This is a genomic window from Microbacterium testaceum, from assembly GCF_020781835.1.
Classification (GTDB): Bacteria; Actinomycetota; Actinomycetes; order Actinomycetales; family Microbacteriaceae; genus Microbacterium; species Microbacterium testaceum_H.
In genome coordinates, this window is record NZ_JAJGNJ010000003.1 from 357677 (window position 1) to 370786 (window position 13110).

General features: G+C 69.8%; 8 protein-coding genes. 1 reads left to right on the forward strand and 7 read right to left on the reverse strand.

The annotated features are described in order from the left end of the window. Nucleotides 1-71 precede the first annotated feature (71 nt). The 3 genes from LL239_RS06585 to LL239_RS17805 are packed head-to-tail and all read right to left on the reverse strand — an operon-like array spanning nucleotide 72 to nucleotide 2331. The gene (locus LL239_RS06585) at nucleotides 72-734 is read right to left on the reverse strand and encodes a spermidine/putrescine ABC transporter substrate-binding protein (RefSeq protein ID WP_228162649.1); all 663 of its coding nucleotides are present in this window, start codon (nucleotides 732-734) and stop codon (nucleotides 72-74) included. A gap of 53 nt (nucleotides 735-787) precedes the next feature. After that, the gene (locus LL239_RS06590) at nucleotides 788-1273 is read right to left on the reverse strand and encodes a hypothetical protein (RefSeq protein ID WP_228162650.1); all 486 of its coding nucleotides are present in this window, start codon (nucleotides 1271-1273) and stop codon (nucleotides 788-790) included. Nucleotides 1274-1284: 11 nt separating this feature from the next. Beyond that, a complete protein-coding gene (locus tag LL239_RS17805) occupies nucleotides 1285-2331 on the reverse strand; it encodes an ABC transporter (RefSeq protein ID WP_267188970.1) in 1047 nt (348 codons plus the stop codon). Nucleotides 2332-2458: 127 nt separating this feature from the next. Between LL239_RS17805 and LL239_RS06600 the strand changes: the two genes are divergently transcribed. Continuing rightward, nucleotides 2459-3052, forward strand: a complete 594-nt coding sequence (locus LL239_RS06600; protein ID WP_228162652.1) for a hypothetical protein — start codon at nucleotides 2459-2461, stop codon at nucleotides 3050-3052. 7 nt (nucleotides 3053-3059) lie between these two features. Here the strand turns inward: LL239_RS06600 and LL239_RS06605 are convergent, their stop codons facing one another. The 4 genes from LL239_RS06605 to LL239_RS06620 form a co-directional block, all read right to left on the reverse strand. Next, entirely contained in the window at nucleotides 3060-3659 is a 600-nt protein-coding gene (locus tag LL239_RS06605; protein WP_228162653.1) for a hypothetical protein, read from the reverse strand. A gap of 200 nt (nucleotides 3660-3859) precedes the next feature. Further along, nucleotides 3860-7735 carry a DNA-directed RNA polymerase subunit beta' gene (rpoC, locus tag LL239_RS06610; protein ID WP_228162654.1) on the reverse strand — a complete coding sequence of 1292 codons (3876 nt, stop codon included), beginning with the start codon at nucleotides 7733-7735 and terminating at the stop codon, nucleotides 3860-3862. Nucleotides 7736-7776: 41 nt separating this feature from the next. After that, nucleotides 7777-11274 (reverse strand): DNA-directed RNA polymerase subunit beta, encoded by a 3498-nt coding sequence (gene rpoB, locus LL239_RS06615; protein ID WP_228162655.1) that lies wholly within the window; start codon nucleotides 11272-11274, stop codon nucleotides 7777-7779. Nucleotides 11275-11546: 272 nt separating this feature from the next. Continuing rightward, nucleotides 11547-13094, reverse strand: a complete 1548-nt coding sequence (locus LL239_RS06620; RefSeq protein WP_267189026.1) for an urea amidolyase family protein — start codon at nucleotides 13092-13094, stop codon at nucleotides 11547-11549. Nucleotides 13095-13110: the final 16 nt, after the last annotated feature.

The following is a 13110-nucleotide window of genomic DNA, read 5'->3' on the forward strand; positions in this document are numbered from 1 at the left end:
GCGGAGCACGCGGACAACCCGGCAATGCTAACAAAGCCCCGTACCGCCCGCCCGGGCGGCGTCCACAGGTGTCAGGATGCCAGCGGGCCGGGGTCGCGCGGATCGAACGGGGCGTCGAGGGAGCGCGAGAGATCGTCGAGCATCGCCGCGACCTGCGGCTCGACGTACTCGGCGACGGCGGCCTGGATGCGGAGTCGGTGATGCAGGAGCACCGCGCAGACCTCGCGTCCGATCATGTTGGCGTAGTCGTCCGCCAGTCCGACCTCCTGCCGCAGCGCCGCCTTCGCGGCATCCGACAGGGGCGGGAGCGCGGGAATGGCCGCGTCCTCCTCGGCCGCCAGACCCGAGAGCGTGAACAGGAAGGGCGCCCCGGGCTCGGGCTCGGGGTCGAGCGGCATCCCCTCGAACTCCGGCTCGAGGCCCTCGGCCGGTCGGTACGAGCGGCGGCGATTGCGGGCCGCCTGCTGGTCGAGCTCGGCCTGCAGCATCGGGAGGTTGCGCGAGGTGTACTCCGCGACGGCGTGGTCGACGATCGTCTTCACGCGGGTCGACAGACCGTGCTGCACCCCGTGCGGCACGTCGGATCCGAGACCGGCCGCCGACAGAACGGGCGACCCGAAGCAGCGACGGCACGGTGCGATGCGCCCGCGGTGGTTCGCCGGCTCCCATCGGGGCAGCCACGCGAGCCAGGCGTCCACCGCCTGGCCGACCTGGGTCTCGAGCGACCGCTCCACGCCCCTACGCTAGCCCGACAGCTGCCCGAGCGGGCGGATGCCACGGCCCCGGATCAGTGATCCTCGTCGTCGTGGCGCTCCCAACTCCAGTGCGGACCCCCTCCCCGGCTGCGCACGAGCAGCACTCCGAAGGCGCCGGCGAGAAGAGCCGCGACCGCGATCACCGCGCCGGGCCACCCCAGGGCCACCGTGCCGGCGGCCGCGAGACCGCGTGCCGCATCGCCCCCGGTCACGGCGGCACCGATCGCGATGCCGAGCGTTTCGCCGACGTACGCGCCGACCGCGCACGGCACGGCAGTGAGGTACCCCGGCGGGACGGCGCGCACCCCCCACAGCAGCACACCCGCGAACGTCGCGAGAGCCAGCAGCATGCCCGCCACCCCGGGCAGGGGCCCGAGACCGCGCACCGGGATGACGTCGGCATCCAGCGCGAGGCTGGCCACACCGAGCCCGCCGATGGCCAGGGCGAGGAAAGCGACGGTCGCGAAAACGACGGCGACCGGCGGGGTCACCCCCGCCGGTCGCGGCGTGTCGGTCATGGCATCCGGTCTCAGCGCGACAGGACGGGGCCGGCTTCGAGGGTGCGCTCGTACTCGCGCTGCGCCTCGTCGTTGATCTCGGTGACGCGCCGGCCGCGCTTGGCCACCCACGCGCCGAACCAGATGGTCAGCTCGCGACCGAGCACGAACGCCACGATGGCCAGCGGCGCGAGCACGCTCTCCTGCACGACGTCCACGCCCTGGCGGGCCGTGAGCATCCAGAACGGGGCGGCGAAGAGGGCGCCCAGGATGTATCCGCCCCAGGCGATCACGCCCACCACGAGACCCCAGACCACCCAGTGCCCCCAACTGCCCCGGTTGATGATCGCACCGAGGAACCAGAAGCCCACGAAGAAGGCGATGGTGGGAACCCAGAGGGTCCACGTGGTCAGCGTGGACACCGCGGCATCGGCGAGATCCGCGGCCTGAATCGTGCCGAGCAGCAGTCCCAGGCCCAGCGTCGCGGCGAGGTAGAGAACGGCGAAGACGACGGTCGCCAGGAGCCCGATCAGCCCGGCTGCGCCCCGGTTGCCACGGGGCTGGGGAGCCTCGGGAGCCTGCACGAAGATCGGCTGCGCAGCACCCACCGGGCGGGTCTCGTCCGTGTGAGCGGGAGCAGCGGCCGTGGCCGCGCCTGCGGCGGCGGCGGCGGCGGGAGCCGCCGCGTCCGAGCGGTGCTCGTCGCGCACCGGCTCTGCGGGCGGGGCGGACGCGGTGTCGGCGGAGGCACCGTCGGGCTCGGCGGACGCGGCGTAGGCCGCCCAACGGGCGTCCTCGTCGTCGAGGTCGACCGAACGGCGGGTCGCGGGAGCGGAGACGGGCGTCTGGCTGCGCGGTTCGACGGGCGAGGCGTCGTGCACGGTGGTCGTGGCGGCGGGCGAGGCGGAGTCGTCGCCCGACTCGCGTTCTTTCCACGCCGCGGCGGCCGCCTCGGGGTCGACCGCGTCGCGGCGGGCGGCCTCGGCGTCGGCGAGCCCCTCGTGGGCACGGCCGACGACGTCGTGCGCCTCTTCCTTGGGCTCGTCGACGGGGTCGCCGTACGACTGGGGGTCGCTCATCGGGGTCTCCTCACGCGCGCAGATATGGTGCGGCGTCAGGCTAACCCGGGTCGCGCCCCGCGCCGCGCAGGCGTGCCGCCGTGTGTCGGTCTCGATCGTGTCGGCGGCTCCGCCTAGGGTGGGCGGCATGACCGGTCGACCGACAGCAGCGGCCTTCGCCGCCGTGCTCGCGGTGAGCGCCGCGCTCGTCCTCACCGCCTGCGCTCCCGAACAGGGAACGGATCCGGCCCCCACCACCGCCTCGCCGGCCGAGTCCCCGACATCCGACGCGACGCCCATCCCGACGATCACCCCGACGGTCGCTCCGGCGTCCCTCCCCACCGACTGCCGGGCGATCCTCACCCCCGACGTGCAGTCGCAGCTCGGGTCGACCCCGCTCAACGATCCCGCGATGGGCCCCTCGGGAGTCCAGTCCGACGGGTCGCTCGTGTGTATCTGGCGCGACCCCGCGGCCGACACCACGGGACTCGTCACCCGCATCTCTCGCATGGATCGCGGTCCCGCGCTCGACATGCTGAACGACCTCGTGAACACCCAGGGCTTCAGCTGCTACACCCCGGACGAGGGCACCCGCTGCGAGAAGACGTGGATCAACGACACGTACCCGGTCAACGACGGCCGCACGCTGTTCTGGCGCGACGACGTGCTCATCGACACCCAGTACTCCAACCTCGCGCCCACCGGCTACACCGCGAGCATCATCGCCGCGATCTTCGGCTGACTCCGCCTCACTCCCCGAAGGCGCGGGATGCCACGACCGCGTCGTATCCGTCCGGCATCCATCCCGCGAACGTCGACGAGACCCACCGGTCGCCGCGCAGCTCGTGGACCTCGGTGACGTCGCCGGCGGTGCGCTCGCAGCGCTCGGTGCCCTCGACGGTGGCGCACGCGAACCCCTGGGCGGTCAGGGTCGCCGACACCGCCGCCGCCCCCTCCGGCGAGACGATTGCGACACTGGTCTCGAGCCAGCGCCCCGCCTCCCCCCGCCAGTGGCACGTGATCACCGGCGTCGGTCCGGCCGCCGCGACCGCCTCGGGCGTGGAGAGCGGCGCGGTGTGGCGCTGCGTCAGGAGAGCCTCGGGCGACCACACCATCGCGGACCACATCGGCTGCGTGTAGAGATCGCGGCAGGTCGTCGCCGGGCCCGGCACGCGGGGGGCATCCGTCCACGGTCGTGTCGTCGAGCCCTGCCGCAACGTGTCGCCGACGAAGGTCACCGCGCCCGGGAGTCCGGGTGCCGCCAGCACGCCCAGAACGACGACGACGGCCACGCACAGCAGACCCACCGGCCATGCGATCCACGCGCTGCGTCCCGCGACTCGAGCCATCCGTTCCTCCCCGACCACGGTAGGCGAATCCCCCCGCCGCGCCCGATCGGCGACACGCCGCGCGCCCGTCCCGTCACGCGGCCGAAACGTCTCGGGCACGCACGCTCCCCGGCAGGCACCCCGGACACGACGAAGGCCCCCGGCGTGAGCCGAGGGCCTTCGGGGATCCGGATGCCGCACCGAGGTGCGGCATCCGTCGATCAGTTGTAGGTGCCGGGCGTGAAGTCGTCCGTGGAGAAGCTGTCGAAATCGACGTAGCTCAGGTCGGCGTCGCTGTACGCGCCGTCCGAGGCGAAGATGCGGTTGGGGTACCGCTCGCTCTTGGCCTCCTCCGTCGCCTCGACGGTGACGTTGCGGTACTTCGCAAGACCCGTTCCGGCGGGGATGAGCTTTCCGATGATGACGTTCTCCTTGAGGCCGACCAGCGGGTCGCTCTTGCCCTCCATGGCCGCCTGCGTCAGGACGCGGGTGGTCTCCTGGAAGGACGCCGCCGACAGCCACGACTCGGTCGCCAGCGACGCCTTGGTGATACCCATCAGCTCGGGACGACCCGACGCGGGACGCTTGCCCTCGCCGACCGCCTCGCGGTTGATGGTCTGGTAGCGCTTGAAGTCCACCAGCTCACCGGGAAGCAGGTCGGTGTCGCCGTGGTCGACGACGGTGACCTTGCGCAGCATCTGGCGCACGATGACCTCGATGTGCTTGTCGTGGATCGGCACACCCTGCGAGCGGTACACGCCCTGGACGCCGTTGACGAGGTACTTCTGCACCTCGCGGGCACCCTGCACGCGCATGACCTCCTTGGGGTCGAGCGTTCCGACCTGGAGGGGCTCGCCGACCTTGACGTGCTGGCCGTCCTCGACGAGGAGGGTCGCGCGCTTCAGGACCGGGTAGACGACCGGCTCGTCACCGTTGTCGGGCGTGAGGATGACCTTCTTGGCCTTCTCGGTCTCGTCGATCGTGATGCGGCCGTCGGCCTCGGCGATCGGCGAGGCACCCTTGGGGGTACGCGCCTCGAACAGCTCCTGCACACGGGGCAGACCCTGCGTGATGTCGTCGGCCGAGGCCGAACCACCGGTGTGGAAGGTACGCATCGTCAGCTGGGTACCGGGCTCACCGATCGACTGGGCCGCGATGATGCCGACGGCCTCGCCGATGTCGACGATCTTGCCGGTGGCGAGCGAACGGCCGTAGCACTTCGCGCAGACACCGACGGCCGAGTCGCACGTGAGGACCGAGCGGACCTTGATCGTCTCGACGCCGCCTGCGACCAGCTTGTCGATGAGCACGTCGCCCACGTCGTCGCCGGCCTCGGCCAGCACGGTGCCCTGCGCGTCGACGACCGCCGTGGCGAGCGTGCGAGCGAACACCGAGTTCTCGACGTTGGCGTCCTTGACGAGGGTGCCGGACGCGTCGACCGCGGCGATCGGGAGCTCGAGGCCCTTCGACGTCCCGCAGTCCTCCTCGCGGATGATGACGTCCTGCGAGACGTCGACCAGACGACGCGTGAGGTAACCCGAGTCGGCCGTACGGAGGGCCGTGTCGGCCAGACCCTTACGGGCACCGTGCGTGGCGATGAAGTACTCGGCGACCGACAGACCCTCGCGGTACGAGGAGATGATCGGACGCGGGATGATCTCACCCTTCGGGTTGTTCACCAGACCGCGCATACCCGCGATGTTGCGGATCTGCAGCCAGTTACCACGGGCGCCCGACGAGACCATGCGGTTGATGGTGTTGTCGGCCGGGAAGTTGTCGCGCATCGCCTTCTGGACCGCATCGGTGGCCTCGGTCCAGATCTTGATGAGCTCCTGGCGACGCTCGGCGTCGGTGGTCAGACCCTTCTCGTACTGCGCCTGGACCTTCGCGGCCTGCTTCTCGTAGCCCGCGACGATCTCGCCCTTGTTCGGGGGCGTGAGGATGTCGCTCAGCGCGACCGTCACACCCGAACGCGTGGCCCAGTAGAAACCGGCGTCCTTGATGCGGTCGAGCGATGCGGCGACCTCGACCTTGGGGTACTCCTCGGCCAGCTTGTTGACGATCTGCGACAGCTTGCCCTTGTCGGCCTGCTCGCGCACGAACGGGTAGCCCTTGGGGAGCGTGTCGTTGAAGATCGCCTGTCCGAGCGAGGCATCCACGAGACCGTGCTGCTCGTAGCCCTCGGGCGCCTGACCCTCGAGGAAGGTCAGACCCGGGATGCGGATGCGCACCTTGGCCTGCAGGTCGAGGGTGCCCTCGTCCTTGGCCAGGATCGCCTCGCCGACCGAACCGAACACGCGGCCCTCGCCCGAGGCACCCTCCTTGAGGGTGGTCAGGTGGTGGAGGCCGATGATCATGTCCTGCGAGGGCAGGGTGACCGGGCGGCCGTCCGACGGCTTGAGGATGTTGTTCGACGCGAGCATGAGCACGCGGGCCTCGGCCTGGGCCTCGACCGACAGCGGCAGGTGGACGGCCATCTGGTCACCGTCGAAGTCGGCGTTGAACGCCGCGCAGACGAGCGGGTGCAGCTGGATCGCCTTGCCCTCGACGAGCTGGGGCTCGAACGCCTGGATGCCGAGGCGGTGCAGGGTGGGTGCGCGGTTCAGCAGCACGGGGCGCTCGCGGATGATCTCTTCCAGCACGTCCCAGACCTCGGGACGGTAGCGCTCGACGGCGCGCTTGGCGGCCTTGATGTTCTGCGAGTGACCGAGGTCGATCAGGCGCTTGATCACGAACGGCTTGAACAGCTCGAGCGCCATCTGCTTGGGCAGACCGCACTGGTGCAGCTTCAGCTGGGGTCCGACGATGATGACCGAACGACCCGAGTAGTCCACGCGCTTGCCGAGCAGGTTCTGGCGGAAGCGACCCTGCTTTCCCTTGAGCATGTCGCTCAGGGACTTCAGGGCACGGTTGCCGGTACCGGTGACGGGACGACCGCGGCGACCGTTGTCGAACAGCGCGTCGACGGCCTCCTGCAGCATGCGCTTCTCGTTGTTCACGATGATCTCGGGGGCACCGAGGTCGATGAGGCGACGGAGGCGGTTGTTGCGGTTGATCACGCGACGGTAGAGGTCGTTCAGGTCGGAGGTGGCGAAACGGCCACCGTCGAGCTGAACCATCGGGCGCAGCTCCGGCGGGATCACCGGAACGACGTCGAGCACCATCGAGGCCGGCGACATGCCGGTCTGCAGGAACGAGTTGACGACCTTCAGTCGCTTGATCGCGCGGATCTTGCGCTGGCCCTTGCCCTCGGAGATCTGCAGGTGGAGGCTGTCGGCCTCGGCCTGCAGGTCGAAGGTCTCGAGGCGACGCTTGATCGACTCCGCACCCATGTGGGCCTCGAAGTACTGACCGAACCGGTCCTGCAGCTCGTGGAAGACGTCGTCCTCGGGCTTGAGCGCGCCGACCTCGAGCGTGCGGAAGTCCTCCCACACGCGCTCGAGCTTGGCGATCTGCTCGTCCGCGTTCTTGCGGATCGAGGTCATGTCCTTCTCGGCGGCGTCCTTGACCTTCTTCTTCTGGTCGGCCCTGGCGCCCTCGGCCTCGAGAGCCGCGAGCTCCTCCTCCAGCTTCGCCAGACGGGCGGCGATGCGCGAGTCGCGACGGTCGCCGAGCGTCTTCAGCTCGAGGCGGATGTTGTTCTCCTGCGTCGCCAGGTCGCGGTGACGAGCATCCTCGTCGACCGAGATGACCATGTAGGCGGCGAAGTAGATGACCTTCTCGAGGTCCTTCGGCGCCATGTCGAGCAGGTAGCCCAGACGCGAGGGCACGCCCTTGAAGTACCAGATGTGGGTCACGGGAGCGGCGAGCTCGATGTGGCCCATGCGCTCACGGCGGACCGAGGACTTGGTGACCTCGACGCCGCAGCGCTCGCAGACGATGCCCTTGAAGCGGACGCGCTTGTACTTTCCGCAGGCGCACTCCCAGTCACGGGAGGGTCCGAAGATCTGCTCGCCGAAGAGACCGTCCTTCTCGGGCTTCAGCGTGCGGTAGTTGATCGTTTCGGGCTTCTTGACCTCACCGAAGGACCAACGACGGATGTCGTCGGCGGTGGCCAGGCCGATACGAAGCTGATCGAAAGTGGTTGATTCGAGCACTGGTTCTCCTGTGTCGGAATTCTGTTCGTTGCCTGGCCGGGTCAGATCTCGTCGATGGACGAGGACTCGAAGCGGCTGGAGATGTTGATGCCGAGCTCTTCGGCGGCGCGGAAGGCGTCGTCGTCGGTGTCGCGGAGGTTGACCGCCGTGCCGTCGGCCGAGAGGACCTCGACGTTCAGGCAGAGCGACTGCATCTCCTTCATGAGCACCTTGAACGACTCGGGGATGCCGGGCTCCTGGATGTTCTCGCCCTTGACGATCGCCTCGTACACCTTGACGCGGCCGAGGATGTCGTCGGACTTGATCGTGAGGAGCTCCTGCAGCGCGTATGCGGCGCCGTACGCCTCCAGCGCCCACACCTCCATCTCACCGAAGCGCTGGCCACCGAACTGGGCCTTACCGCCGAGCGGCTGCTGGGTGATCATCGAGTAGGGGCCCGTCGAGCGTGCGTGGATCTTGTCGTCGACGAGGTGGTGCAGCTTCAGGATGTACATGTAGCCGACCGAGATGGGCGCCGGGAAGGGCTCGCCGGAGCGGCCGTCGAACAGGCGGGTCTTGCCCGAGGAGTCGATCAGGCGCTCGCCGTCGCGCGTGGGGAGCGTCGAGTCCAGCAGACCCGCGATCTCCTGCTCGAAGGCACCGTCGAACACCGGGGTCGCGACCTTGGTGTTCGGTGCGGCCTCGAAGGCCTCCTTGGGGAGGTTGGCGGCCCACTCGGGGTTGCCCTCGACCTTCCAGCCCTGCTTGGCGATCCACCCGAGGTGGGTCTCCAGCACCTGGCCGAAGTTCATTCGACCGGGGATGCCGAGCGGGTTCAGCACGACGTCGACGGGGGTGCCGTCGGCGAGGAAGGGCATGTCCTCGATCGGGAGGATCTTGGCGATGACGCCCTTGTTGCCGTGGCGACCGGCGAGCTTGTCGCCCTCGGTGATCTTGCGCTTCTGGGCGATGTAGACCACGACGCGACGGTTGACGCCCGAGCCGAGCTCGTCGTCGCCGTCCTCGGCGTTGAACTCCTTGACCGCGATGATCGTGCCCTGCTCGCCGTGGGGCACCTTCAGCGAGGTGTCACGGACTTCGCGGCTCTTCTCGTTGAAGATCGCGCGGAGCAGGCGCTCCTCGGCCGACAGCTCGGTCTCGCCCTTGGGCGTGACCTTGCCGACGAGGATGTCACCGGGACGCACCTCGGCGCCGATGCGGACGATGCCGCGCTCGTCGAGGTCCTTCAGCAGGTCGGGGCTGACGTTGGGGAGATCACGGGTGATCTCCTCCTTGCCGAGCTTGGTGTCGCGCGCGTCGACCTCGTACTCCTCGATGTGGATCGACGACAGCGTGTCGTCCTTCACGAGGTCCTGGCTGAGGATGATGGCGTCCTCGAAGTTGTGGCCCTCCCACGTCATGAACGCCACGAGGAGGTTCTTGCCGAGGGCGAGCTCGCCGTTCTCGGTCGCGGGACCGTCGGCGATGACCTCGCCGGCCTCGATGCGCTCACCGGCCGAGACGACCACGCGCTGGTTGTACGACGTGCCCTGGTTCGAGCGGTCGAACTTGCGCAGGAAGTAGTCCTGCGTGCCGCCCTCATCGAGCTGGATGGTCACGACGTCGGCCGAGACCTCCAGGACGACGCCGGACTTCTCGGCGGTGACGACGTCACCGGCGTCGATCGCGGCGAAGCCCTCCATACCGGTGCCGACGACGGGCGACTCGCTGCGCACGAGCGGCACGGCCTGGCGCTGCATGTTCGCACCCATGAGGGCGCGGTTGGCGTCGTCGTGCTCGAGGAACGGGATGAGCGAGGTCGCCACCGACACCATCTGGCGCGGCGAGACGTCCATGTAGCCGATCTCGTCGACGGGGAACAGGTCGACCTCGCCACCCTGGCCGCGACGGGCGAGGATGCGGTCCTCGACGAAGTGGCCGTCGGCCTTGAGGGCGACACCGGCCTGGGCGACGATGTGGTCGCTCTCCTCGCTCGCGGTGAGGTAGTCGATCTGGTCGGTCACACGACCGTCGACGACGCGACGGTACGGGGTCTCGATGAAGCCGAACGCGTTGATGCGCGCGAACGAGGCCAGCGAGCCGATCAGACCGATGTTCGGGCCTTCCGGCGTCTCGATCGGGCACATGCGGCCGTAGTGCGAGGGGTGGACGTCACGGACCTCGACGCCGGCACGCTCACGGGACAGACCACCGGGGCCCAGCGCCGACAGACGACGCTTGTGGGTCAGGCCCGCGAGGGGGTTGTTCTGGTCCATGAACTGGGACAGCTGCGACGTGCCGAAGAACTCCTTGATCGCGGCCACGACGGGGCGCACGTTGATCAGGGTCTGCGGCGTGATCGCCTCGATGTCCTGCGTGGTCATGCGCTCGCGCACGACGCGCTCCATGCGCGACAGGCCCGTGCGGACCTGGTTCTGGATGAGCTCGCCGACCGCGCGGATGCGGCGGTTGCCGAAGTTGTCGATGTCGTCGACGTCGAGGCGGATCTCCGCGGGCTGACCGTGGCGGACGCCGTCGAAGGCGCTGTCACCGCGGTGCAGACGCACGAGGTACTTGATCGTGGCGACGATGTCGTCGACGGTGAGCACCGAGTCGCTCAGCGGCTTGTCGAGGCCGAGCTTCTGGTTGATCTTGTAGCGACCCACCTTGGCCAGGTCGTAGCGCTTGGGGTTGAAGTAGAAGTTGTCCAGCAGCGCGCGGGCGGCCTCGGCGGCGACCTGCTCGCCCGGACGGAGCTTCCGGTAGATGTCGCGGAGCGCGTCTTCCTTGGTGAGGATGGTGTCCTTCGACAGCGTCTCCTCGATCGAGTCGAAGCCGGCGAACTCGGCGAGGATGTCCTCGCTGGTCAGGCCCAGGGCCTTGAGGAAGACGGTGACCGACTGCTTGCGCTTGCGGTCGATGCGCACGCCGACCTGGTCGCGCTTGTCGATCTCGAACTCGAGCCAGGCACCGCGCGAGGGAATCACGCGCGCCGAGACGATGTCCTTGTCCGAGGTCTTGTCGGGCGTCTTGTCGAAGTAGACACCGGGCGAGCGGACCAGCTGCGAGACGACGACACGCTCGGTGCCGTTGATGATGAACGTGCCCTTGTCGGTCTGGAGCGGGAAGTCGCCCATGAAGACCGTCTGGGTCTTGATCTCACCGGTCTGGTGGTTCATGAACTCGGCCTCGACGTACAGCGGGGCGGCGTAGGTCTTGCCGCGCTCCTTGCACTCTTCGATCGAGTACTTCTCGGGCTCGAGGTAGGGGTTCGTGAACGAGAGCTGCATGGTCTCGCTCAGGTCTTCGATCGGAGAGATCTCCTCGAAGATCTCCTCGAGACCGCTGATCTCGGGCACATCGGTGCGACCGGCGGCCTGGGCCTCGGCGACCCGGGCCTTCCAGGCCTCGTTGCCGACGAGCCAGTCGAACGACTCGGTCTGCAGGGCCAGCAGATCGGGAACGGTCAGCTTGTCGGAGATCTTCGCGAACGAGAGGCGGGATGCGCCGCGTCCGCTCTTCGGGGTGGTGGTGGTGGATGCGTTGCTCGCAGCAGCCAAGGGAATAACCTCCAGAAGCCCGGGCGAGGGGCTCGTGATTCCTTGTCGTCAGGTGGAGTGCGTTCCTGCCCCGATAACCTGCGAGTCGCACACCGCGGTGAAGCGGGGACGGGCAGGCTCAGCCGACCACCATATGAGGGCAGGGGGAATCGAGGAGCGCAAAGTCCAAGCATACGCGGGAGGACGCGCCGTGTCCAGTCGAATTCTTGACGACTTTGCGTACCTGCGGTATAACCGCGGGCGCTCCCCGAGGATTCCCCGGTCCGACCGCCTCACGGGCCGCGGAACCGCACGCGGTCGCCGGGCCGCACCTGAGCGAGGCGGTCGAGCGTGGCATCCGTCACCACTGCGATCACGGGGTAGCCGCCGGTCACGGGCCCGTCGGCGAGCAGCACCACCGGACGGCCGTGCGGCGGAACCTGCAGCGCTCCCGGCCGCATGCCCTCGCTCGGCAGCTCGTCGTGGCGTACGCGGTCCAGCGCAGGCCCGTCGAGCCGGATGCCGACGCGGTCGGCGTCGCCCGAGACGGTCCACGTCGCATCGCGCAGCGTCCGCAGCGCGGCGGGCGCGAACCAGTCGGCGCGCGGCCCAGGAGCGAGGCCGACCTCGACGACGGGGCCGGGCACCGACCACGGGAAGGCATCGACGACCGGAATCGGAGCCGGAGCCTCCCCCACGACGACGGCGTCGCCCGCGACCAGTGCGGCCGGACCCAGGGACGCCAGCACGTCGGTCGCCCGTGATCCGAGCGCCGCGGCTCCGGCGACGCCGCCACGGACGGCGAGGACGAGTCTCGCCCCGGCGATCGCGACCCCGATCGACAGTTCGGACCCGGCCGGCACGAGCAGGGGCGCGTAGGCATCCACCGCGTGCCCGTCGACACGGATGTCGGCGAGCGCACCGGCCACGGCGACCCACGTGTCGCGTTCGGCGCGGGCACGGAACCCGCCGAGCACGATCTCGATCCCCGCGGCGGTCTCGGCATTGCCGACGAGGCGGTTGGCTGCGCGGAGGGCCGCGCGGTCGAGGACGCCCGAGCGGGCCACACCGAGCCCCGCGCGGCCGGGACGGCCCAGGTCCTGCACGGTCGCGAGAGGCCCCGCGTCGAGGACGCGCAGCGCGGGGGACGCGGGCTCGTCGCCCGGCGGCGACGGCGCCGACGAGCCCGCGGGAGCGGGTGCCACCGGTCCCGCCGGTTCGCTCGCCGCCGTCCGCACCTCGGTGCGGTGCGGCACGAACCGGACGCGCGCGCCCGGGGCGAGGAGCACGGGGTCGGCGGCATCCGGGGTGAACAGAGGGGCATCCGTCGTGCCGATCAACCGCCACCCGCCCGGGGTCTCGCGCGGGTAGGCACCGGTGAAACCGCCCGCGAGGCCCACCGACCCGGCGGGCACGCGGGTGCGCGGTCGGGAGAGCCGGGGCACGTCCCACGGCCAGTCCTCGCTCACGAGGTACGCGAAACCGGGCGCGAAGCCGGTGAATGCCACGTTCCACTCGGCAGCGGCATGCCGGGCCACGAGCTCGGCGGTGCGGATGCCGAGCATCGCGGCGGTCTCGTCGAGGTCGGCACCGTCATAACGCACGGCGATCTCGACGAGGGGGCCGGGGGACGCGGCCTCCGGTGGCGCGTCCCCCGCGGACCGCACCCACGCGCGCACGGAGGCGGACGTGATCCGGGACGGATCGAAGGCGATGAGCACGGTGCGCGCGGCGGGAACGAGGTCGTCGATGCCGTCGGGCGGGGCGGCGGCGAGCGCCGCGTGCAGCGCGAGGACGTCCGGCAGGTCGTCGACCTCGGCCAGCAGCGCCCGCTCCCCCATCGGCCGCAGCCGCGGC